Source organism: Tenericutes bacterium MZ-XQ, from assembly GCA_002838205.1.
GTDB lineage: Bacteria > Bacillota_I > Bacilli_A > Acholeplasmatales > Acholeplasmataceae > Mariniplasma.
Map to the genome: position 1 here is coordinate 1,060,603 of CP017950.1, position 25,506 is coordinate 1,086,108.

23 protein-coding genes are annotated in these 25,506 nt (G+C 32.8%); 18 read left to right on the plus strand and 5 right to left on the minus strand.

Features of this window, described 5'->3' with window-relative positions; translation table 11 throughout:
- Entirely contained in the window at nt 1-852 is an 852-nt protein-coding gene (locus tag BK011_05210) for a translation elongation factor Ts (GenBank protein ID AUD65106.1), read from the plus strand.
- 83 nt (nt 853-935) lie between these two features.
- On the opposite strand, the gene BK011_05215 is transcribed toward BK011_05210, so the two are convergent.
- Both BK011_05215 and BK011_05220 read right to left on the minus strand, forming a co-directional pair.
- A complete protein-coding gene (locus BK011_05215) occupies nt 936-1,784 on the minus strand; it encodes a hypothetical protein (protein AUD65107.1) in 849 nt (282 codons plus the stop codon).
- Nucleotides 1,785-1,996: 212 nt separating this feature from the next.
- A complete protein-coding gene (locus BK011_05220) occupies nt 1,997-2,602 on the minus strand; it encodes a hypothetical protein (GenBank protein ID AUD65108.1) in 606 nt (201 codons plus the stop codon).
- Between the two features lie 306 nt (nt 2,603-2,908).
- On the opposite strand from BK011_05220, the gene BK011_05225 reads away from it, so the two are divergent.
- From BK011_05225 to BK011_05305, 17 genes are all read left to right on the plus strand, one after another.
- Nucleotides 2,909-3,322, plus strand: coding sequence for an enoyl-CoA hydratase (locus BK011_05225; GenBank protein ID AUD66154.1), 414 nt, complete (start codon nt 2,909-2,911; stop codon nt 3,320-3,322).
- Nucleotides 3,319-4,443, plus strand: coding sequence for an acyl-CoA dehydrogenase (locus BK011_05230; GenBank protein ID AUD65109.1), 1,125 nt, complete (start codon nt 3,319-3,321; stop codon nt 4,441-4,443). Before BK011_05225 ends, BK011_05230 begins: the two co-directional genes overlap by 4 nt.
- Nucleotides 4,440-5,228 carry an electron transfer flavoprotein subunit beta gene (locus tag BK011_05235; protein ID AUD65110.1) on the plus strand — a complete coding sequence of 263 codons (789 nt, stop codon included), beginning with the start codon at nt 4,440-4,442 and terminating at the stop codon, nt 5,226-5,228. The genes BK011_05230 and BK011_05235 overlap by 4 nt, the downstream gene beginning before the upstream one ends.
- Nucleotides 5,225-6,214, plus strand: a complete 990-nt coding sequence (locus BK011_05240; GenBank protein AUD65111.1) for a hypothetical protein — start codon at nt 5,225-5,227, stop codon at nt 6,212-6,214. Before BK011_05235 ends, BK011_05240 begins: the two co-directional genes overlap by 4 nt.
- A gap of 240 nt (nt 6,215-6,454) precedes the next feature.
- Complete coding sequence (locus tag BK011_05245; protein AUD65112.1) at nt 6,455-7,666, plus strand: acetyl-CoA acetyltransferase; 1,212 nt, start codon at nt 6,455-6,457, stop codon at nt 7,664-7,666.
- A gap of 10 nt (nt 7,667-7,676) precedes the next feature.
- A complete protein-coding gene (locus BK011_05250) occupies nt 7,677-8,399 on the plus strand; it encodes a beta-ketoacyl-ACP reductase (protein AUD65113.1) in 723 nt (240 codons plus the stop codon).
- Between the two features lie 36 nt (nt 8,400-8,435).
- Nucleotides 8,436-9,461: a hypothetical protein gene (locus tag BK011_05255; protein ID AUD65114.1), complete on the plus strand. Its 1,026-nt coding sequence runs from the start codon at nt 8,436-8,438 to the stop codon at nt 9,459-9,461.
- 9 nt (nt 9,462-9,470) lie between these two features.
- Nucleotides 9,471-10,430, plus strand: coding sequence for a hypothetical protein (locus tag BK011_05260; protein ID AUD65115.1), 960 nt, complete (start codon nt 9,471-9,473; stop codon nt 10,428-10,430).
- Between the two features lie 2 nt (nt 10,431-10,432).
- A complete protein-coding gene (locus tag BK011_05265; GenBank protein AUD65116.1) occupies nt 10,433-11,524 on the plus strand; it encodes a hypothetical protein in 1,092 nt (363 codons plus the stop codon).
- 694 nt (nt 11,525-12,218) lie between these two features.
- Entirely contained in the window at nt 12,219-12,965 is a 747-nt protein-coding gene (locus BK011_05270; GenBank protein AUD66155.1) for an ABC transporter ATP-binding protein, read from the plus strand.
- A gap of 1 nt (nt 12,966) precedes the next feature.
- Nucleotides 12,967-13,737: an ABC transporter ATP-binding protein gene (locus BK011_05275; protein ID AUD65117.1), complete on the plus strand. Its 771-nt coding sequence runs from the start codon at nt 12,967-12,969 to the stop codon at nt 13,735-13,737.
- A 60-nt stretch (nt 13,738-13,797) separates the two neighbouring features.
- On the plus strand, nt 13,798-15,558 hold the full coding sequence (locus BK011_05280) for a hypothetical protein (GenBank protein ID AUD65118.1): 1,761 nt from the start codon (nt 13,798-13,800) through the stop codon (nt 15,556-15,558).
- Nucleotides 15,559-15,627: 69 nt separating this feature from the next.
- Entirely contained in the window at nt 15,628-16,941 is a 1,314-nt protein-coding gene (locus BK011_05285) for a 4-hydroxybutyrate--acetyl-CoA CoA transferase (GenBank protein ID AUD65119.1), read from the plus strand.
- Nucleotide 16,942: 1 nt separating this feature from the next.
- Nucleotides 16,943-17,764: an alpha/beta hydrolase gene (locus BK011_05290; protein ID AUD65120.1), complete on the plus strand. Its 822-nt coding sequence runs from the start codon at nt 16,943-16,945 to the stop codon at nt 17,762-17,764.
- A gap of 12 nt (nt 17,765-17,776) precedes the next feature.
- A complete protein-coding gene (locus BK011_05295; GenBank protein ID AUD65121.1) occupies nt 17,777-18,670 on the plus strand; it encodes a hypothetical protein in 894 nt (297 codons plus the stop codon).
- A gap of 1,932 nt (nt 18,671-20,602) precedes the next feature.
- Nucleotides 20,603-21,580 carry an L-asparaginase gene (locus tag BK011_05300; GenBank protein ID AUD65122.1) on the plus strand — a complete coding sequence of 326 codons (978 nt, stop codon included), beginning with the start codon at nt 20,603-20,605 and terminating at the stop codon, nt 21,578-21,580.
- A gap of 13 nt (nt 21,581-21,593) precedes the next feature.
- The gene (locus BK011_05305; protein AUD65123.1) at nt 21,594-22,268 is read left to right on the plus strand and encodes a hypothetical protein; all 675 of its coding nucleotides are present in this window, start codon (nt 21,594-21,596) and stop codon (nt 22,266-22,268) included.
- Nucleotides 22,269-22,330: 62 nt separating this feature from the next.
- On the opposite strand, the gene BK011_05310 is transcribed toward BK011_05305, so the two are convergent.
- From BK011_05310 to BK011_05320, 3 genes are read right to left on the minus strand one after another with little or no spacing between them, the layout of a single operon-like run.
- The gene (locus BK011_05310; protein AUD65124.1) at nt 22,331-23,512 is read right to left on the minus strand and encodes a phosphopentomutase; all 1,182 of its coding nucleotides are present in this window, start codon (nt 23,510-23,512) and stop codon (nt 22,331-22,333) included.
- Nucleotides 23,512-24,411 (minus strand): site-specific tyrosine recombinase XerD, encoded by a 900-nt coding sequence (locus tag BK011_05315; GenBank protein AUD65125.1) that lies wholly within the window; start codon nt 24,409-24,411, stop codon nt 23,512-23,514. The genes BK011_05310 and BK011_05315 overlap by 1 nt, the downstream gene beginning before the upstream one ends.
- Entirely contained in the window at nt 24,408-25,499 is a 1,092-nt protein-coding gene (locus BK011_05320) for a hypothetical protein (protein ID AUD65126.1), read from the minus strand. The genes BK011_05315 and BK011_05320 overlap by 4 nt, the downstream gene beginning before the upstream one ends.
- Nucleotides 25,500-25,506 lie beyond the last annotated feature (7 nt).

Here is a 25,506-nt window from a genome sequence, read left to right on the forward strand (position 1 = left end):
ATGGATATAAAACTATTAAAAAAACTTAGGGAACAAACAGGTGCTGGTATGCTTGAATGTAGAGAAGCACTTAATCAGTACAATGATAACTATGAAGATGCTTTAAAACATATCTTAGATCATACAAAGAAAAAAGATGCAAACACCAGAGTAGCATCTAAGGGTATGTGTCATATAGTTGTAAAAGATAACGAAGCGATTTTGTTTGAAGTTAACGCAGAAACTGATTTTGTTACAAAAAATGAACACTTCACAAGCATGGTAGACATGATTGGACAACATTTAATAAATTCCGATGTAACAAATGCCAAAGCAGCATTAAAAGAAACCATTGATGGCAAAACAATAGAAGATATCATCAAACGCACAAGTGGAATTATCAGCGAAAACGCATATTTAAGAAGATTTTATCGGGTTAGCAAAGATAAAAGTCAAGGGTTTGGCACATATACACATATGCAAGGAAAACTTGTAACTTTAGTTATACTAAACAAAAATGAAAATGAGATTGCGAATAAACTGGCGATGCAAGTGGCTGCAATGAACGCTGAATATCTGGATTTAGAGTTCATAGACGATGATACAATAAATTATGAAAGATTTATGTATGAGAAGCAACATGGATCAATAAATGAAGATGATTTCAATCATATGTTAGCACAAAAATCTTTGTTAAGCCAACCATGGATAAAAGATCAAACAATGACTGTCAAGGAATATATTTCAAAACACAATATTGAAATAATTGATTTCTTTAAATTTGAGCTTGGTCAAGGGATAGATAACAAGCTTAACTGTAGACTGGATATCCCGTGTGATGGATCAAAAATCACAGTAACACCAGTTTACTAAATATAAACATATATAAAATTAGCCCAGTTCATGATTGAATTGGGCTTTTACTATCTATTAATCCTGTTTAACTATTAAGAATACTATGATTTTATAATTTTAGGCTGTTCTGTAATCAAAAAATTTGAAGAATGGATGGCATAAGTATTACTATTGTCACCCTCGATTTGCTCAGGATTGGTAAAGTAAAGCTCGCTATTACCCTTTACCTTAACACCTAATAGACTCATAATATTGACATAAATTTTGATTTTTGTAAATTGATTTACTTCATTGAAATGATAAAATTTACTATCCTTAGACATGATTAAGTTAATAATCGTGTTATTTCTCTTAGTACGTTCGTTATAAAGTAAAAATGCTCTACTTTCTGATTCATAATCAGGTGGATAAAACTCATAATCAACACCATCTCTTTCAAATCTTAGTTTATCAAATGTTATGGTTGATACGATTTTCCCTTCAATGACTCTAAATGGAATACGAATAGTTAAAAATTGATAGTTTTCTGGAAATTCAAGTACATCTTGTTTATCTAACCCTTTTTCTAGCATATGAAACATTGTGCTTTTTTGTGTTATAAACTTTTCAATATATCTTTCAGATTCAGGATAGATTAACATACGATCGATAAAATCAATAATCGAGTAATTAGAAGATGCAAATTGCAGTTCTCTAAATAATTCTGCACGTTTGTTTGTATCATCATTTATTTTTACAGTTGTTTTGTTATGCATGAGAATAAGTAAGCTAAAAAGCATACTGGATAAGAAGGTTGCAAATGCAATGAAAATCGCAGCTATTCTTATACCAATAACATTAAAAAGAACCTCTAGTTGATCACCCATGAATAGCATAATAAAGGTAAGAAAAAGGACGATTGTTCCAGATATGCCAATAACGATAAAAATTAGTTTTTGTTCTTTTTTCATTGCAAACACCTCCAAAAATATAGATATCGTGAGCATATTATAGCACTTATTCATAGAAAGTAAATAGATACGATAATATATTCGAAATTTTCATATCATAAGCTTAATGTATTTGATTACTCTTGTCTTGATTACAATAAATCTTACAGCTTGTAACAAAAAAAGATGCTAGCTATTTGCTTAATAACTAACATCTATAAATTGAGATTCACTTATTTAAACATACCATGATTTAAAACTTTCATCACTTCATCGCATATTCTGTCTAAATCTTTATCTGTCAAAGTATCTCTAAATAGCACTTGTAACCCAACGAAATTAGAAATCCCCATCAATATATATGATAATGTCTCTAAATCAACATCGTCATTGACTTCATGACTATCTACAGAACGTTTGAGTTGTCTTTGATAGTCCACGCTAAAGGTCTGATAGTATTCTTTAAAAAGTTTTTGATCTACAAACATAGATTCCCATATAATACGATATGCCAAAGGATCCTCCCAAGCAAATTTTAAAAACGCCCGAAGTCCTAATCTTTCTTTTTCATATCTCGTATGCACATCTTTGATTGCTTCACTAATCGTTTTGCGAATCAGTTTGCGATATTTTGCTAATATGTAAGAATATAAAGCGAACTTATCATCAAAATAAATATAAAAAGTACCTGTAGCAATCCCACTTTTTTCAATGATTTCATTGACTGATGTAGCTAAATACCCATTTTTTGAAAAAAGTTTTTTTGCTGTATCTATAATTTGATCAAACGTTTTTTGACCGTCACTACGCTTTGGAAGTCTATAATTTTGTTGATTCATATGATTTTATAAGATGATACTGATATATTCAACAGTAATCTTTACTCCTTCGTTTCAAGTTTTAAATTGAGCCCATGGTGATTTATAGTATACGACATTTTTTAATCATAAGCATATAGAAAAAGATTATATTCTTGATCTTAACTTAAAATTTAATCTTCTATACATAGTGTAACGTAAAAAAATAAAAAAAACAATCAAAATTTTTTTATCATCTTGACAAATCCTCGTTTTAGATTTATTATAAAGATAACATGAACGTTTATTCATATTAAAAAATACATAAAGAAAGAAGGATGTCAAATGATTGCTAAAACAATCAAGGACATCTGTTTAGGTGAGTCTTCGTCTTTTAGTAAGACAATCACTGAAGCAGATGTTGTTTTATTTGCTGGTGTCACAGGAGATATGAACCCTGTACACATGAATGATGTCTATGCGAAAGCATCTATGTTTAAAAATCGCATATGTCACGGAGGATTAGTATCTGCACTATTTTCAACAGTTTTAGGCACATCGTTGCCTGGTGTAGGTACGATCTATTTATCACAAGAATCTAAATTCATCAAACCTGTTTATCTAAATGACACAATTACTGCAACAGTTGAGGTCATTGAAATTTTAGAAAGTAAAAACCGAGTTGTTCTAAAAACAACAGCAACCAATCAAAATGGTGATATTGTTGTTACTGGACAAGCACTCGTTATGCCTCCAAGATGAACGAACAATTACTTTTTGAACTACTTGATGAATTTAGTGAAACTTATGTAAAGCCATATGCGAAAACTGTTGATGAAGAAGAAGTATTTCCTACTCAAACTGTTAAAGAGTTAGGGAAACTTGGTTTGTTAGGGTTACCTTATCCAAATGTTTATAAAGGTGTTGGTGCGCCTTATAAAGCTTATATTGACACAGTGAGAGTATTATCTAAAGACTGTGCAACAACTGGTGTGATTATATCTGCACATACAAGTTTATGTAGCTCTCCAATTTATCAATTTGGAACTGAAGAACAAAAACAAAAGTATCTAACTAAACTTAATGATGGTACATATTTAGGTGCTTTTGGTCTTACTGAATCTGGTGCAGGAACAGATGCGTCCAAACAGCAAACAAAAGCTATAGATCGTGGTGAATACTATGAAATTACTGGATCTAAAATATTTATCACGAATGCTGGATATGCAGATATATATGTTATCTTTGCGATGACAAAACCTGAATTGGGTCTAAAAGGTATTTCTGCATTTATTATAGAAAAAGATATGGTTGGATTTTCAGTCGGTCCAAAAGAGAAGAAAATGGGGATTAGAGGATCTTCAACTTGTGAACTTATATTCGATAAAGTAAAAGTGCCAAAAGAAAACCTACTTGGTAAAGAAGGCGAAGGTTTTAAAATCGCGATGAAGACCCTTAATGGTGGTCGTATCGGGATTGCTGCACAAGCTTTGGGTATAGCTGAAGGCGCTTTTGAACGTGCTGTTGCATATGTTAAAACCAGAAAACAGTTTGGTAAATCGATAGCTGATTTCCAACATACACAGTTTAAAATTGCTGACATGAAAACAAAAATTGAGGCAGCTAGATGTCTATTAGATAAAGCAGTTTCTGATGTAGAAAACAATCTCGATTATTCTTTTTCAGCAGCCATGGTAAAACTTTACGCTTCAAGAATTGCTGTAGAAATTGCTGATGATGCTATACAACTGATGGGGGGATATGGCTATATTAGAGATTACGAAGTAGAAAGATACTTAAGAGATGCGAAGATCACTGAAATATATGAAGGTACATCAGAAGTTCAACGTATGGTCATCGCAGGAAAGGTGTTGAAATCATGAATATCGTTGTTTTAGTAAAACAAGTGCCTGATACAACTGAAATTAAAATCGATAAAGAAACACATACATTGATTAGAACAGGCGTAAAAAACATAATTAACCCTGATGATTTAGCTGGTGTTGAAGAAGCTTTAAAGCTTAAAGAAATTTATGGAGGTAAGGTAATTACTGTAACAATGGGACCTGAACATGCAAAATCAATGATCAAAGCTCTATATGCTAGGGGTGTCGATGAGGCTTATCTATTATCAGATCGAAAATTTGCTGGTTCAGATACATGGGCAACATCATATATACTATCGTCATTTTTGAAATCATTAGACTATGATCTCATTATTGCAGGCTATCAAGCGATTGATGGAGATACGGCGCAAGTTGGACCACAAGTTGCAGAATTTTTAGATATACCTCAAATCACACACATAAAAGAGATTTTAGATGTTAATCTAGAAAGTATTACTGTTAAAAAGGCTTTTGAAGATGAAGTGCATACACTCATGACAAAACTACCTTGCTTAATTACAACAGTAAGAACAATGAATCAACCAAGATTAATGAGTGCCTTTAAAATTTGGGAAACCTCAGAAAAACCAATTCAACTGATTACATCTTCGGATTTAGAGTTAAATCCTGAGTACATCGGATTAAAAGGATCACCAACACGAGTAAAAGCAACTTTTACAAAACCGATAACAAAGAAATCAGAAAAAGAAGTTTTAGAGCCAACTGTAGCTGCAAAACGCATCTTAAAACTGATTTATCCATACATGGAGGTAACAAAATGAGTACGACAGCAATTTTTATCGAAAAAAGAAATCAAAGTATCTGTAATGTTGGTCTAGAACTCATTTCTGAATCAAAACGTTTGTTACAAAATAATCATAAAGTTATTGCTTTATATTTAACACATGAAATCGATGATGAAGAAATTAATGACATATCAAAAGCAGGTGCGGATCAAATCATCATATATCAACATGAACTGTTTAAAAATTATGACACTAACGTGTATACAAAAGCTTTAGAAAGCATTGTGAAAACATATCACTTTGATTGTTTATTATTAGGCTCTACTCTCATCGGTAGAGATCTTGGACCAAGACTGTCTGCAAGACTTCATACTGGTCTTACTGCAGACGCAACTCTATTAGCATTTGAAACAGAAAATGATGAATTAAGATTATTAGCAACAAGACCTGCACTTGGTGGAAACTTGTTTGCAACGATCATATGTCCAAAAACCAAGCCACAAATGGCAACCATTAGACCAGGTGTCTTTCCGGTAGAAACATATGATCATCACCAAACTGAACTCATCTATTTCAATCAAAAAATAGATGTTAAACCTTCTGTTCAAATACTTAATGTTGAAAAAACCGAAAAATCTCATACAGACTTAACAAAAGCAAAATTAATTGTAGCTGGTGGTAGAGGTGTTCAAAAAAGTTTTTCAACACTTAAAGAGATTGCACAGCTTGTCGGTGGAGAACTAGCAGCATCAAGAGCAATCGTTGATCAGGCTATTGAACCAAAGGATAGACTTGTTGGTCAGACAGGAACAACTGTTAGACCATCTGTTTATTTAGCTTCTGGGATTAGCGGAGCGATACAACATGTAAGTGGTATGGATAAGTCCGAACTCATAATAGCCATTAATACAGATCCCGATGCACTCATTTTTGATATCGCAGATATCTCGATTATTGCAGATGCAAATCAAGTGCTTCCTATTTTAAAAGCAGAGTTATCAAATCAGCATCAACATCAATAAGGCATTTATTGCCTTTTTTTGTAACCGTTTTTATTTTTTACGAACAATATATATGTAATTGATTGACAAAAGATATAACCTATGATAATATGAAATCGTATTATGAATATATATTCATAGTAAGAAACTACACAATTTAAACAAATAACGACATAACAAAAGCCTTTTTTGCGCTTTTTGTACTATGTCATATATTTTTAGGAAAAAATTGTAAACGCTTTTAAGAATAGGAGAATTAAAATGAGAAAAGTTTATGTGGTAGGCGCAAAACGTAGTCCAATCGGTTCATTCATGGGGTCATTATCAGATGTACATCCAGCAGACTTTGGTTCACAAGTGTTACGTGCACTACTCGAAGAAACAAAGATTGATCCTTCAAAGATTGATGAAGTATTGGTAGGCAATATATTACCTGCTGGACTTGGTCAAGGTGTAGCTAGACAGATTTCAATTAAATCTGGAATTCCTTCAACTGTACCTGCATATGGTGTAAATATGGTATGTGGTAGTGGTATGAAGACTGTTATGAATGCTTATGCAAATATTATGTTAGGCTTTCATGATGTTGTTGTTGCTGGTGGAGCTGAATCTATGACAAACACTCCATATTTAGTACCAGGCAAAGTAAGAACTGGTCTTAAAATGGGGGAACAACCATTAAGAGATCACATGCTTTATGACGCTCTTACTGATGCTTTTGAAGGGTATCATATGGGTATTACAGCAGAAAATATCGTTGAAAAGTTCGGATTAACAAGAGAAGAACAAGACCAATTTGCTTGGAACTCTCAGTTACGTGCTAGAACGGCTGATGATGCTGGTAAATTTAAAGATGAAATTGTACCAATTACGATTAAAACAAGAAAAGGTGAAGTTGTCTTTGATAAAGACGAGTACATCAATAGAGGTACTTCATATGAGAAACTCTCACAATTAAGACCTGCATTTAAAAAAGATGGTTCAGTAACTGCTGGTTCATCATCAGGTATTAATGATGGCGCAAGTTTCTTATTACTTGCAAGTGATGAAGCAGTTAAAAAATATAACTTAACTCCATTATTTGAACTTGTAGGCATTGGTCAAGGTGGTGTTGATCCATCTATCATGGGTTTAGGACCTACTCCTGCAATCAAACAAGCATTAAAAACTGCTAATTTATCATTTAACGATTTAGAGCTATTGGAACTAAATGAAGCTTTTGCAGCTCAATCGCTAGGAGTGATTAGAGAGTTAACTGAGGCTTTTGGTGTTTCTAAAGAAGACATTTTAGAAAAAACAAACGTAAATGGTGGTGCAATCGCACTTGGACATCCAGTTGGAGCAAGCGGTAATAGAATTATTGTTACATTGCTTCATGAAATGTTAAAACAAGAAAATAAAAATGTAGGTCTTGCAAGTTTATGTATCGGTGGCGGTATGGGAACTGCAGTGATCTTTAAAAAAGTAAAATAAGGAGAATATCATGGGAAGATTAGATGGAAGAGTTGCCGTAGTTACAGGTGGCGCAAAAGGATTGGGTCAAGCAATTTCTGAAACATTTGCTAAAGAAGGTGCAACTGTTATTGCAGCTGATATAGGTGAAATGACTTATGAAGCGAAAAATGTTCACTTTTATAGATTGAATGTTACAGATGTTGAAGGTATTCAAGTGTTTTTCAATGAAATCGTTGAAAAATTCGGTAAAATTGATATTTTAGTCAATAATGCTGGTATTACAAAAGATGCAATGACACACAAAATGACTGATGATATGTGGGATGCAGTCATCAATGTAAACTTAAAAGGTGTCTTTAACTTAACAAGACTTATTGGACCACACATGACTGAAAATAATTATGGTTCAATTATCAATATATCATCTGTTGTTGGTTTATATGGAAACATTGGACAAGCAAATTATGCAGCTACTAAAGCAGGTGTTTTAGGATTAACAATGACTTGGGCAAAAGAATTTGCTAGAAAAGGTCAAAATGTTAGAGTTAATGCGATTGCTCCAGGATATATCATGACAGATATCTTAAAAACAGTTCCTCAAGATTTACTTGATAAATTTGCTGCAATGACTATGTTAAAACGTTTAGGTCAACCACAAGAAATTGCAAATGCAGCTTTATTCTTAGCATCAGAAGAAGCATCTTATGTCACAGGTCAAACACTAAGTGTTAACGGTGGTATGAGATTATAATTATCACACTTATATAAGAAAGGTTAGGTTCCTACTATGGAAAAAGTACACGTAGGCATCGTTGGTACTGGGATTTATTTGCCAGAAGGAAGGATGACTGCAAAAGAAGTTTCAGAAAAGACACAAGGTGTTTGGTCTGAAGAAGCAGTTATCGAAAAACTAGGCATTAGACAAAAAACGATACCACAAGAGATGCCAAAAGATGGTACTCAAGAAATGGGAGCACTTGCCGCACTTGACGCACTTAAAAACACTGGTGTTAATCCAAAAGATATCGATGTAATCTTAAGTGTTACAGAAGAATGGAAAGAATATCCATTAACAACTTCTGCATTATACATACAAGACAGAATTGGTGCAACCAATGCTTGGGGTATAGATGTACAAAACCGTTGCTGTACAACCGTTTCTGCAATGAAAATGGCGAAAGACATGCTCGTTGCAGATGATGAAATTAACATCATCATGGTCGTCGGTGGATACCGTAATGGCGATTTTGTGGACTATACTGATAAAGATATGTCAATGATGTATAACTTAGGTGCTGGTGGAGGCGCAATCATTTTAAAGAAAAACCACAATAAAAACATATTATTAGGATCACATATGATTGCAGATGGATCTTTATCAAGAACAGCTGGGGTCGAAATTGGGGGCGTATGCAATCCAATTACCAAAGATAACGTTGAAGAAGCCAAGAAATCATTAAGATTAATGGATCCTAAAAAAATGAAAGAAAGACTTAACGAAGTATCCATGCCAAATTGGATTACATGTATCGATGAGTCTTTGAGAAAATCAAATTTAACAAGAAATGATATTGGTTATCTTGATATTTTACATATCAAACGTTCAGGTCATGAGTTTATGCTCAATGAACTAGGACTTAAAGAGAACCAATCCATTTATTTAGAAGATTATGGTCACATTGGCCAAATCGATCAAATATTATCACTGCACCTAGCACTTCAAACTGGACAGGTTAAAGATGGCACAGTCGTCTGCATGTTAGCCGCTGGTATTGGATATGTATGGGCAGCGAATATCATAAGATGGGGGTAACGATCAGTTATGGCAGTTGATATTATAAACAGACTCATATTAGCACTAGCTGATGCAGCACCATTAGCGCTCGTCACATTAGCGATTGTTCTAATTTTTAGAACATCATTTACAACAAACTTTGCGCAAGGGATGATTGCAGCTTCGGGAGCCTATATCGTTACCATACTATATAATCGTTATTTGATCTTAGAATTCCCAGAAGCAAGCACAGTTTTCTTAACACTGATTGCTTTCTTATCAGGGATTATTGTAGCATTCTTATTTGGTATATTTATTGATACCATACTGATTAGGAAATCTAAATTCAGTAATGCCTTGACCAAGCAAATGATTACCATGGGTATTGTATTATTCGTTATGGGATTACTGCCTACACTATTCTTTAAGGCAGAATTAAACATGCCAACGATACCATTCTTGTTTGATGGTACCTTTGTAATAGAAACATCAATGGGTAAAAATATTGTGATTCAAAAGAATTATATTTATGCAATCACTCTAACAACTGTTGTGATTTCTACAGTATTTGTCATGTTGAAGTATACAAAATGGGGATTAGGTGTGCGCTCAACTGCAGCAAATGAACGTGTTGCTGGCATGATGGGTGTTAATACAAAATTTATTACAGCAATGAGTTGGGGTATAGCAGGTGCATTAGGTTCACTCGGTGCTATCATTTATGCATCTTACAATATTACAATTAATGTTGCGTTTATGACTGAAATGCAAGTCAATGGATTCTTAGCTTCAATTTTAGGCGGGTTTTCAACATTCTTTGGTCCAGTTGTTGGCGCAATCATCATTCCTGTTTTAAACCAAATCTCATATTATATCATGCCACAATTACAAATAGGTGGAGAAAACTTAGGTGTTTATTATAAGGTTGTTGTTTATATCATCATCCTCATTATCATCTTAATTAAGCCTATTGGATTGTTCGGCAAGAAGATTGCGAAGAAGGTGTAATCATGAAACTAACATACGAAAAGAAAACACAGAAACATGCATTCATGTCACGTTTTAATACTTACACCAAACATCCATATTTTCCAATTATATTACTTGGTGGTTTATTGGTTTTATTACAAGTCATTGGTTCAACAGGACTGATTAGACCTTCAGTTTTAAACTTCTTATCTCCAGTACTAACCAGATATATTGTTGCCCTAGGGTTTATGATTCTATTAGGTTATGCAGGTTTAGCATCATTAGGAACTGCAGGATTTATGGGACTTGGCGCTTATTTAATCGGTTATTTATTCCAAACTGCTGGTATTGCATCAGAAATCGCATTTATCATTGGATTGATATTATCGCTTATCCTTGGCGCAATCGTTGGATTTATCTCACTTAGAATTGAAGGGATGTATCTTGCAATTGTCACTTTAGGTTTATCAGAAATATTAAAGAAGTTTTTTGAAAATTCACCATTTACTGGTGGAGCAAATGGGATGAACTTACAAGCAGGTATGGATTTTTTCGGTATTTTTAGTTCAAACACATTAATTTATAATCCGGTTTATTATGTCATTGTCATTTTCATGGTGATTCTCATGCTTTGGACAATCAATATCATTAAAAGCCCTACAGGACGTGCATTCTTATCAATCAAAAATTCGACATCAGCTGCACAAGCTATGGGTATCAGTTTGTTAAAATATCGATTATCAGCTTTCTTACTCGCAACATTGTTCGCTGTCACAGGTGGGATGCTTAATATGGTTAGATCGCTGACTGCTTACCCAACAAGTTGGGGTATTGATTTATCACTAAACGTATTAGCAGCCGTTGTTATTGGTGGAACTAAAAACATTTGGGGTGTATTAGTTGGAACATTCATTATCTTTGGTTTAAAAGATTTAGTCCTTGTAAGATTTGCTTTCTTCCAAACATATAAAAATGCACACTTGATGTTCTCTGGAGCACTGATCATCGTAGTGGTAATGTTTTATCCTGGCGGGGTTATCAAATTGTTTACTGATATTAAAAACTTAGCAGTTAAATGGTTTAATCAATTAAATACTAGATGGAAGGAGTATCGTTATGGCAAAGACATTTAAAAGTCTAACAAAGACACTCCTTGAAAAACAAATAGCAAAATTGGCTTATCAAATTGAATTACTTCAAGCGGATATAGAATTATACAAAGACAAATTAAATAAATCGTATCAAAAGCAACTTGACAAGTATAAAGAAAACTACCGAAGAGATTTATTAGAAAAAGAAATCGAACAATTGTCTAATGATGATTATGTCAAATATCATACAGAAGATAAGATTGAAAAAATTGAAAAGTCATATCAACTTAAAAAAAGAGCTGTCATTGCTAAAAAGGTTAGAGATCTTGAAAAACTTAAGAACCAATCTGATGAGATGAAACGTATCGAAACAGAAGTAGAAAACAGATTAAAAACTTTGGAACAAGAGCTTGAAGAAAAAAAGACAGAAATACTTGCTCCATATAGTGCAAGAAACTACTCTAAAGAGCAAATTAAGGCAAATGAGCAGATCTTTAAATCAAGTGAGAAAGAAGCTTTAGATAGCATCAAAGCATTTGAAAACAACTTAAAACAAAAACATGATGAAATGATTGCTCAAAGACAGACTTTAATTAATCACAAAATTGAACATAAAGAAAAACAATTGTCAGAAAAACGAGCTCAGTTAAAACCAATTATACAAAAGTTAAATGAGAAAAATATCAATGCAGTAGATCAATTCGACGATAAACTATTAGAAGTTGAAAATCTAACCATGAACTTTGGTGGACTCAAAGCAGTCGATAAATTGTCTTTCGATGTTAAAAAAGGTGAAATCTTCGGTCTTATTGGACCTAATGGTGCAGGTAAAACAACAGTATTTAACTGTATTACTCAGTTTTATAAACCAACAGAAGGAAAAATCATCTTTAAAAATAGAGAACATGACATCATTTCACTATTAGACTACAAGGTTCACGATGTCATCAAACAAGGTATTGTAAGAACATTCCAAAATGTTGAACTTATTTGGGAGTTATCAATCCTAGATAATATGCTTGTTGGTGCTCACAGTTTATACCGTTCAAAATTCTTTAATCATTCTTTTCAAACATTAAGTTTTAAGAGAGAAGAAAAGATTTTAAAGATGAGAGCAGAAAAAATATTAAAAGACTTAGATCTATATGTTTATAAAGATTTCTATCCATTAGGACTTCCATATGGTATCTTAAAGAAAATAGAACTTGCTAGAACACTAATGACAAACCCTTCACTGATCATCTTAGATGAACCAGCAGCAGGTCTTAACGATGCTGAAACAGAAGCCTTAGCTAAAACCATTAAAAAGATTCAAAAAGATTATGACACAACCATTTTCTTAGTCGAACATGATATGGGATTAGTTATGAGTATATGTGATACCATCTGTGCAATTAGTTTTGGAAAAAAACTTGCGATTGGTACACCTGAAGATATTCAAAACCATCCAGTGGTTAAAGAAGCATATTTAGGAGGCGAATGATATGGATATATTAAAAATCAAAGATTTAACCATTGATTATGGTATCATTCGAGCTGTTAAAGGTGTGAACTTAAATGTTGAAGAAGGAAAGATTGTAGCCATCTTAGGAGCTAATGGGGCTGGTAAATCATCTTTAATTAGAAGTTTGTCTGGTGTCACAAAAATCTCATCAGGATCTGTTACATTCAAAGATGAAGATATCACAAACCTAGATCCTCATAAGATTGCTCAAAAAGGCATTTTACAATCACCTGAAGGACGACTCATCTTATATGGTCTAACTGTTGAAGAAAACTTAAAAGTTGGTGCTTATGCATTAAAACCTATTATTAAAACAACGATTGATAATGGCATAGAAGTTAAAACGAAGATTACTGTTAAAGAACAAACAAACAATCTTTTGAAAGAAGTTTATGGATATTTTCCAATTCTAGAAGAAAGAAAAAAACAACAAGCATCGACTCTATCAGGTGGTGAACAACAAATGTTGGCCATTGGTAGAGCATTAATGGGAAATCCAAAACTCTTACTTCTTGATGAACCATCTTTAGGATTAGCACCACTTATTGTAAGAGATATTTTTAAAATTATTGAGACGATTAAAAAAAGAGGAACAACCATCCTCATCGTTGAACAAAATGCATATCAAACATTAAAAATTGCTGACTATGCATACTTATTAGAACTTGGAAAAGTTAAGAAAGAAGGAACCGGAGAAGCATTACTAAATGATGATGAACTCATTAATGCTTACTTAGGATCTAAAAAATAGTTATAACTGCGAAAAGCAGAAATATATAATGACGCAAATAAGCGACAAAAGGAGAAAAAAATGAAAAAATTAGTTTTATTATTCGTTGCAGTATTCTCTTTATTCGGTTTAATTGCATGTGTTGATGATACAAATACAGACAAAGAATTAGAAAGTATTGTCATTACTGCAGAACCAACAAAGGTAGAGTACAATTTAGGTGAAGAACTTGATTTAGCTGGATTAGCAGTTAAAGCTGTTTATTCTGATGAAACAGAAGTTGAATTAGCAGTAGCTGACTTAACAGTTAGTGGCTTTGATAACGCAACTGCTTCAGAACAAACAATTACAGTTACTTATGAAGGCAAAACAGTTACTTTCACAGTAAATGTTTTTGATCCAAACGCTGAAAGAGTTTTAAGATCAATTAGTGTTAAGAGTTTACCAACGACACAACAATATGCAATCGGTGAATCATTTGATGATGCTGGTTTAGTGATCGAAGCTTTATATGAAAATGGTGATCGTGAAGAAGTTACAGGTTATACATTAACTGGTTTCACATCAGAAGCTGTTAAACTTGATGGCGTAATCACAGTTACTTTCGAAGAAAAAACAGCAACTTTCTCTTATAAAGTTAGAGAAGTTATTGTTCAAGGTGTAACAGAAACAACAATCAAAGTTGGTAATACGGCAGTTGCTTCTGGAGCATTATCATTTGTTGGTGTTCCATTTAATGCAGGTATTGAAGCTTATTTCCATAAGATTAACGAAGCTGGTGGTGTTGCAGGTCGTACAATTGAATTTGTGACTTACGATGATGGCTTTGATGCAACAGCTGGTCTAAACTATACAAAACAATTAGTTGAAGAAGATAACATCTTCGCACTTGTTGGTCACTTTGGTACTCCAACTGTTGGTGCTACATTAGGTTATATCCAAGAAACTGGTGTTCCTATGGTATATGCTGCAACAGGTATCAATGCATTATATTTTGAAAAAGAAGATGGATTATCAAATCCAGTCATGGCAGTTCAACCAATTTATAAGACTGATGGTAGAATGATGACTGCAAGAGCATTAAATGAAGCATTATTTGGTGCTAATGGAGATGCTCAATTAGCTGCTGATGCTAAAGTTGGTGTATTACATACAACGACTGATGACGGTGTTTCAATTAAAGCTGGTATCGAAGTACAAGCTGCTACAGAAGGTAGAGAAGATGATTTCATTTACAGATCATTCTCAGTTGCTGATACTGCTGCACTAGCTGCTGCTGTATTAGATTTACAAACAGAAGGTGTATCTGCTGTAATCGTTGCATCTAACCAAGCTCCTTTCAAGGCTGCTGTTGGTGCGTTAAATAGTGCTGGATTAGAAGTTCCTGTATTTACATCATATGTTAATGCTGATGCGACTTCAGTAGATCCAACAATTGATTACGGATTCCCTATGTATGCTAACGCATGGTTAGACATCGTAGATCCAAATGGTCAAGCTGGTTTCTCTGATGCATACTGGGCATTCGCTACAGATATGACTGCTGCTGGACATGCTGATTATGCTGCTAATGCATTTGCAATGGCTGGATATATCGCTGCATCAATCTTTGTTGAAGGTTTAAACCGTGTTGATGATGGCTTATTAACATGGGAAACTTATATAGATGCTATGGAATCTGCAGAAATCAATGTACCTATGGGTGGCGTTGTTGACTTTACAGAAGGTAAACGTTGGGGTATTGCTTCAATGGCATTACTACAATTAGATAATTCTGGTGAAGCTCCTCAATGGGCAAAAGTTAGAAATATCGAAACGATTCAAGACATTCAAGCAAAATAATCATATAATTTAGTTATGGGGAGGGTATTTACTCTCCCCTCATCTAAATATAAAGAAAGAAGGCATAAGATGAAAACACCTAAAAAAATCACAGTAAATGAAGCCATTAAACTTGTTAAAGACAACGATAGTGTTGTTCTTGGTATGGCTGGAGCTGAACCTAAATTATTTATTCAAAAACTTCATGAAGTTGCAGATCAAGTTAAAGGGGTCAAAGTGACAAATTGTTTACCATTTGAAAATGGCGAATTTTTTATAAATCCAACTTATAAATCTTCATTTTCAACTGACAGTTGGTTTTATGGGGCTTCCTTAAGAAAAGTACATGAAAATGGAAATATTAGTTTTATACCTAATCATTTGCATTTAGCTGGTCGTAAACGTTTTGAACATACGAAACCTAACATTTTTGTTGGAACAGCAACCCCACCTGATAAGCATGGATTCTTATCATTATCTTTATCTAATGTTTATGAACAAGAAGCGATTGAGCTTGCGGATATCGTTATCTTAGAAGTAAACCCTAATTTCCCAAGAACTTTTGGAGATGTAGAAATCCATGAATCAAAAATTGATTACATTGTAGAGGCAGATTATGAAGCTCCAACACTTCCTGATGCCGTTCCAAATGAAAAAGATATTAAAATAGGAAATTTCATCGCTGAAAAAATTAAAGATGGATCTACATTGCAACTAGGTATTGGTGGTATTCCAAATGCAGTTGCTCATGCTTTATTAGATAAAAAAGATTTAGGTATTCACACTGAAATGTTTACTACAGGTCTTATGCATTTAGTTAAATCTGGTGCAGCAAATGGATCTAAGAAAAATACGCATAAACATAAACATGTCGCATGTTTCGCTTTAGGGACTAAAGAATTATACGAGTTTATAGATGATAATCCAAGTGTTCAAATCTTAAATGGAAATTACGTAAATGATCCTGCAGTAATAGGGTTAAATGATCATCAAGTCTCTATCAATACAACCATTGAAGTTGATCTAACAGGACAATGTGCATCTGAATCAATTGGACACCGTCAATTTAGTGGTACTGGTGGACAATCAGATACTGCAGTTGGTGCTCAAAACTCAAAAGGTGGTATGAGCTTTATTACATTATATTCAACTGCAAATGTTAAAAATCCTGAGACTGGCGAAAGAGAAGAAATATCTAAGATTGTACCTTTCTTAAAACCAGGTGCTGCAGTGACTTTATCTAGAAATGATGTTGACTATGTTGTAACTGAATATGGTTGTGTGTCTTTAAGAGGTACATCTATACAAGAACGTGTTGAACTATTGATTAGTATTGCGCATCCTAAGTTTAGAGATGATTTAAGAAAAGAAGCGATTAGACTTCAATACATTCCAGGTAATTGATATGAGCATCTTAAATTATAAAGGCCGCAATGTATATTATGAAGTATCAGGTACTGGTAAACCATTTTTAATCTTAAATGGTATCATGATGTCAACAAAAAGTTGGGAACCTTTCATGGAATCCTTCACTGAAAACAACATGGTTATTCGCTTAGATTTTATTGATCAAGGTCAATCTGATAAATTAGTTTCTAGTATATATACTCAAGATATTCAAGTTCAAGTGATTGAATCATTATTAAAAGAATTAAAGTTAGAAAAGATTAGTATCGTTGGTATTTCATATGGTGGGGAAGTTGCATTATCATTTGCTGTAAAACACCCAAATTTAGTCGATAGACTGGTTTTGTTTAACACGACAGCTTACACCTCACCATGGCTTGCAGAAATCGGTTATAAATGGAATTCGATAGGCAGAACTAGAAATGGTCAAACTTATTATCAAGCAACCATTCCAGCAATTTATTCTCCAAGCTTTTATGAAAGCAGATTAGAGTGGATGAAAAAAAGAGAACAAATCTTATTACCAGTTTTCTCTAATCCAGATTTTCTAGATGCAATGGAAAGACTTACCAATAGCGCTGAACATTTTGATGTAAGAGATAAACTCCATGTCATTGAATCACCAACATTAATTGTTGCTGCTGATGAAGATTATTTAACACCAATTGGTAATCAAAAAGTCTTGCATGAATTGATTAAAGATTCTGAACTTGTGATCTTACCTGGTGTTGGTCATGCTTCCATGTACGAAAGACCTATGGTGTTTGTTTCACTAGTTTTAGGATTCATAAATGCTAAACAATCTAAGTATAATATATAGGAGGGTTCTTAAATGGAAAAAAGAAGTATTGTTTTAAAAAATGGTGAAGTCTACCATTATGTTGAACAAGGACAAGGTGATGAAGTATTGTTACTGATTCATGGAAACTTTTCTTCATCACTTCACTACACACCACTCTTAGAAAGATTACCTAGTAACATCAAAGTGATTGCACCCGATTTAAGAGGTTTTGGTGATTCAACGTATTATAGACGTATCAGTAGTTTAAATGATTTTGCAGAAGACATTTATATGTTTATGCAAGCAAAAGAGATTGAACAGTTTGATGTTGTTGGATGGTCACTTGGTGGAGGTGTTGCATTAGAACTTGCGGCTCATCACCCTGAAGTTGTTAAGTCTTTAGTACTAATCAATTCAACAACTCATAAAGGTTATCCTGTATTCAAAAAAGGTTCTGATGGAAAACCACTTGTTGGAGAAGTCTATCATTCAGCTGATGAAATGGCAAACGATCCTGTTCAAGTCCTACCCATTCTAAAAGCTCAGAAAGAGAATAACTTTGCTTTTGTAAGTTACATCTTTGATGTGATGATTTACACAGTAAATAAACCATCTGAAGATAACAATAAACTTTGGATAAATGAGTCTCTCAAACAAAGAAATTTACCTGATGCAGACTGGGCCTTAGCAAACCTAAATATGTCAGATCAACATAATTTTTACAATGCTGGTATGAACAATATTTCAAAGGTTAAAGCACCTGTGTTACATACTTGGGGAACTAAGGATATTACTGTACCAGAGTACATGATTAAAGACAATGTAAAGGCTATGGAAGAACAGTCAAAATATATTGTTTATGAAGATTGCGGACACTCACCACTAGTTGATGTTCCAGACCAATTAACTAAAGATATTTTAGAATTTATAGGCTATAAAGGATGAGGTAAAACTCATTCTTTTTTTCTCGTGAAACATTGATAATTAGTTCATAGAAATTTGTTTAAAGAGAACTTGAATATATGATACATAATGATCATAGAATAAAGAAGTAAAAGACAAAATATAGATCGTTATAAATGATTTTGGAAGGTTTAAAAATAACGACAGAATTTGATGGACACTTATAAAAAAATTAATAAAATTTAGAAATTATTTTAGATATACTTATATGTAATATGCAACAAAGAAAATCAGGTGATATTTGATTTATAAAACATTTCCAATGATCATATAAGTTGATGTTTTTTTGGCTCATATCATTACAAGAAATTTGAATAAACATCAAATCATAATTGATGTGACTGATCAATTATATGTATCATGTAGTATTAATAAAACAGTAGTCGAAGAATCAGTTATAAACAGTAGATTTAGAAAATTGTGGTAATAATCGTGTAATTATTTTGAAGCTGTTTTAGATGTTAAAATGACCCACTAAAGGCTACAATAGAACTGAATCAATCAAATGTAGCACATCATATGACAAAGCTTAGAAATTGTTTATTGACTGTGATGCAATATGAAGTGGTGATATAGCGCCTATTTTTTGGGATTCTTGTACAGGACAAGTTTAAAAAATGATAAGTCTAGATGATTGGTAAAGAAAAAAGTAGGCTATGATATAAAGAATTCTAGAAAAAAATATTGTCAATTTAATGATAATCCAAAGAAATGCCATAGAGTAATTATCAAAAGAAAAAAGGGAAGTATTTGAGTAATCATATGGGTGATTAAATAAAAGAATAGGATCTAACGAAAAGTTATGACTAAAAACGTATGTTTAGTATATATAAACATTTTTAAAACAAAATAACTTTTTTAGAAAATCTTACTGAAGTGAAAAATTTATACCTGGAGCACAAAATGCAAATCATAATCCAACGATTCAACCGAATGATAAAGTTGTGAAGCTAGTATTAAGCAGGTAAATGTATGTCTTGAAATCTTTGTGTGTTAATACTTATCAGGGTAAGTATATCTTAGGATCAACATTAGATAAGATTATTCATGAAACTTATTTGCACATAAAAAATATGAGATTCGTGAAAAACTTATAAAGGTTAATAATGACTGAGAGACATTATGAAAAGTTGCTATCATAAGAATTTACATAGCATATGACATCGTACTTGAAATATCAGATGGACAATAATAGAGAAAAACCAGAATGACACATGAACAGTTTCGAATGACCAAACTGAACACATATTGATCTAGATCAGCTCAGAATGCATATGAATATAAAAGTGTCTTGCCCTGTCAGTGTCAAAATTTATCTACTCTAAAATTAACATGCGTTGAATGCTTATTGTAAAACACCTCTACATTTGCTCTAAAGATTTCTAGATACAGTCAACCATAAATAATCACACACGCACCCTAGTAGAAGAAGTAAGAAGTGAAAATTTCTCTTCTCCAAATATACCCTAAAAATGATCAAAATACGCTATATCGTCATTTAAGAGCTTTAGTCATACAATCATAAAGCCGAAGTAATTAAAGTTACTCAAAATGCACTCTCGAATATTTATATCATATTCAATTATAATATATGAGTATATTTAACGGCGGTAGAAGCGTTAAATGACTGTTTTTATCATGGTCATGCACTTATATATAAAGTGATAAAATACTCTAAAGCATTGTTTTCTATTTTATATTTGTGCGTATAATATATATTATGTAAACCATTAGATATGATTGCAACTGTGCGGATAAGTGAATTAGTGTGGATAAGTTGTTAACTGCTAACCCTTCTTATTTTGCCCTTGTGATTGTATGTTTTGTTTAAACCCTCGAAATACGAGTAAAATTAGCTAACGATTTGCTGATACGTTTATATGCATAGTGTGATACAATATAAATGGTGATTATATGAAGAAAAAAACAATAATTGTCATCTTCACAGGTGGCACAATATCAATGGAACGCAATGAATTAACCAATAAAAATCAGATCATTAATAATCAAAACGAACTGATAGAAAACATCTCTAATGAGATCAAACATGTAACTCTAAAAACACATTTGTTCTCATTAAAACCATCTCCATCAGTGACGCCTTCTGACATGCTTGAGTTAGCTAAGTTAACCAATCGTATGCTAAAAGACCCTGAGAATGATGGTGTCGTTATCACCCATGGAACTGATACATTAGAGGAAACAGCATATTTCTTAGACCTCTATTTAGGTTCTTCTAAACCAGTGGTTTTTACAGGTTCGATGAGATCATTTTCTGAACTAGGTTTTGATGGCCTAAGCAATTTGGTATCTTCAATTCTAGTTGCTGCTCACGATGATTCGAGAGATAAGGGTGTACTAGTATGTTTGAATGATGAGATCAATACAGCGTCTGAAGTTACTAAGTCACATACTTTATCACTTGATACTTTTAAGTCATTGGAGTTTGGCCCCATTGGAATCGTTGAGCAAGAAAATGTCATCTATACCAGAAAAGCTCCCGATTTTAGGAAAATCATTAATCCAGAAAATGTAGTTCAAGAGGTTGAAATCATTCAAGCTGCTGCAGGAACCAGTTCACAAATACTAAACTTCTTAATTGATAATGGAGTTAAGGGTATTGTTCTTGAAGCATTAGGTAGAGGTAATGTTCCTCCAATGATGGTCCCAGGTATCAAAAGAGCTATTGAGCATAACATACCAGTTGTTCTTACATCTAGATGCCCCAAAGGTCGTGTCCTCGATAACTATGGATACGAAGGTGGAGGACATCATCTAAGAACGTTAGGAGTCATATTTACTAATAATTTGAATGCACAAAAAGCTAGAATTCGCCTGATGTTAGCGCTCGGTATTACTCATAAAATGAATGAAATTGAGAACTATTTTTAGGGAGTGGTTGTTCTTGAAAAGGCTCATACATCATCAAAAATTAATCACAATTTATGCATTATTTGTTCTTTTATTTGGTCTTTTAGGCATCGGTCTGGAGATAGAAAGAGCACTAGTTTTTGATCATTTTGGTGCATCATTGTTTGTGACTTTTCTATATTTCACATCACAATCAAACTTACTTTTAACCATCACACTTCTTCTTTTTTTATTTAAAAAACATGACAATAAATTTGTAAATTACTTGGCCTTTATTACTCTCGTAAATATACTTATAACAGCAATTGTGTTTCATATATTATTAGTACCTTACATGGATCACATTAATTTTATGCATCATGTTTTACACACGATAAATCCAACATTATATGTCATATTTTACTTCTTATTTTATAATTACAAAATACCAATTAACAAGTTTTGGATAGCACTTATTTATCCTTTAATTTTTATGGGATTAGTCTACATAATCATCGAGCCTTTCTTCGGCGATTTAATCGAAGTCACTGTTCCAAATTACGAAAGTGCTAGGTATGTTTATCCATTTTTAGACCCCCAAAATTATCCGCGTGAAACATTGGGATTGATTGGATTTACTATAGGATTATTGGGTCCTTTAGTTACATTTTTTTCATTTGGATTACTTTACTTAAAACACAAAATTTATCATAAAATACATATAGATTAAGATACAAAAAAAGGTCTACGCTTTGTTGCTTAGACCTTTTGATTTTATCTATTTTATTAGTATTATTTATTACTCAAGTATTTTAAAAACGACTCACCATTCTTAGGTTTTTCAGTTCCAAAATTGTCGTTGATTGTATACCCAATATCAGCAAATGTTTTAAATATCGGCATTTCTTTTCCTTCTTTAAAACGTTTAGAATAAGCTAATAAAGGAACGTATTCTCTCGTGTGATCAGTACCATGATGTATAGGGTCATTACCATGATCTGCAGTAAGTAACAAGAGGTCATCCTCACCAAGTTTTTCCATTAAAAGTGGCAGCTGTTCATCGAATGCTTCGATTGCTTTTCCGTATCCAATTGGGTCTCTTCTATGTCCATAAAGTGCATCAAAATCAACTAAATTTAAGAAACACAATCCTTCGAAATCTTTATCTGCAACGTCAGTAATTTGTCTCATGCCATCATCATTGCTCTTTGTCTTGCTGTATTCTGTAATACCAAATCCATCAAAAATGTCATTGATTTTGCCAAGAGCTATCACATCAAATCCTGCTTCACTCAAGAAATTTAAAGCCGTTTTCTCATGTGGTCTTAGAGCATAATCATGGCGATTTGGTGTACGTTTAAAGTCATCTTTATTGGTTCCTAAAAATGGTCTTGCGATTACACGTCCAACTTTCCATTCAGGTTTCATAGTGATTTCTCTTGCAATTTCACAGATTTTATACTGCTCATCAATCGGAATAATTTCTTCATGCATAGCAATTTGTAACACTGAATCTGCTGAAGTATAGACGATTAAATCACCAGTTTTCATATGATGCTCACCGAGATCTTTTATGATTTCTGTACCTGAAGCTGAGATATTTCCAACAACTTTTCGACCAGTTTTCTCTTCTAGTTCATCTATGAGTTCTTTAGGAAATCCAGTATCAGTAAACGTTTGAAAAGGTTTAGTAATATACATTCCCATCATTTCCCAATGTCCTGTCATCGTGTCTTTTCCTAATGATGCTTCCTGCATTTTGGTGTAAAAAGCTTTAGGTTTTTCTACTGATTTTACATTTTTAATATGTGCAATATTACCATATCCTAAGGCTTCCATGTTAGGGATTTTAAGATCCATACGCTCAGCAATATGTCCAATTGTGTGTGCCCCTTCATCATTGTAATCCTTTGCATCTGGAGCTTCTCCAATACCTAGACTGTCTAAAACTATCAAAAATATTCTTTTATACATTATGATTCCTCCTTTGCACGCGGATGTGCTTTTTTATATATTTCTTTAATTCTTTTTTGACTAATATGGGTGTAGATTTGTGTGGTCGATATGTCCTCATGCCCAAGTAAAGTTTGTAATGTTCGTAAGTCCATACCATTTTCAAGTAAGTGTGTTGCAAACGAATGTCTTAGTGTATGTGGTGAACATTCAGAATCTATACCTGCATCAGACGCAAGTTTTTTTAAGACTTTAAAGAACCCTTGTCTTGATAATCTTTGTCCATTTTGGTTCAAAAAAACATAGGTATTTCTCTTGTCATTAACAAGATTCGGTCGTGCATCAGCCATGTATTTTCTAAGTGCAATATTTGCCATATCAGATATTGGAACCATACGTTCTTTTGATCCTTTTCCATGTACAATGACGTAACTCTGATTCAAATGAATATCCTCAGTTTCGATATCTAATAGTTCACTTACTCTAAGCCCAGACCCATAGATAAGTTCTAATAAAGCTTTATTTCTAAGACCTAAATTTGTATCTTTATCAACCTCTTCAAGTAAGCTTACAACTTGATCAATAGATAACACTTTGGGCAATGTTTTGTTAGATTTTGGTGTAGAAAAATCTTTTGTTATATCTATATCCACTTCTTTTTCAAGTGCTAAAAAATGATGGAAACTTTTAATTGCAGTTAGTTTTCTAGCCAAAGTTTTACTAGATACTCTTTTATCCAAACTCTTTAGAAAACCTTCAATGTGTTTCTTTTGAATTTGAGAAGGTTTCTTAATTTGATGATATTTTTCTAAAAATAAGCGATATTGATCAAGGTCTCTTGCATACGCACTGATCGTGTTTTTTGAAGATCCTTTTTCTTTTTTTAAATAATATTCATAATCCTTGAGTAAATATTTCATATAAACACCATAAATACTTGATTACCTAAAAACAATCCTTGATTAGTAAGTTTTAAATAACCATTTTCAATTTCGACTAAACCTATATCTATTTTTTCTTGAAGCTTTGGATACAGTTCAAACAGTTTAATATCGTATTTTTTTTCAATGTCACTTATCTCTACACCTTTGATTTTTCGTAGTCCAAAAATGAGTTCATCTTGAATCATCATGTCTTTAGTTTGAAGAGTTTCCTCTTTTATATAGTGATCAATATATTTAGGTAGTGCACGTTCATTGTAAGTTCTTTTTCCTTCAATAAATCCATGTGCTCCAAGACCAACGCCGATATATTCACCAAGTGTCCAATATATCATATTATGTAATGAATAATGACCATGCTTCGCAAAATTTGATATCTCATAATGTTCAAATCCTTGATTCTTAAGTTCATCCATGACCATTTTATACATAGTAGCTTCAACATCTTCATCCACTTGTTTGAAATTACCTCTAATGTATTGATGATAAAAATAAGTTTTTTCTTCTAGGATTAATGAGTAACAAGAAACGTGTGTGATATCTAATTCGTTAATCATTTTTAAATCGTATCTTAAGTCCTCATATGTTTGTTTAGGGATTGCATAAATTAAATCAATACTGATGAAGTTTATACCTATGTGTTTTAAATGATTTACAACTTTAAAAACTTGATCATTTGTATGACCACGATTCAAGTAATGAAGCAGTTCTTGATTAAATGTTTGTACACCTAAACTTACACGATTAACGCCATATTTTTTGAAGATTTCTCCCTTTTGATACGTATAACTTTCAGGGTTCACTTCAATTGAAAATTCTACTGGATGAATATCCTTTAAATGACTGAGTAAAAAAACAAGTTGCTCAGGATCAAGCATACTTGGTGTTCCACCACCAATATAAATGGTTTCAATCGTATGAAAGTGCTTTTCATATTGATGAATTTCTTTAACTAATGCTTTTAAGTATTCATCAATCATTTCTTTATTTTTAGGGACTCTTTTTACGAAATCACAATAATGACATATATATTCACAAAAAGGAATATGGATATATAATCCTTTCACTTAATCA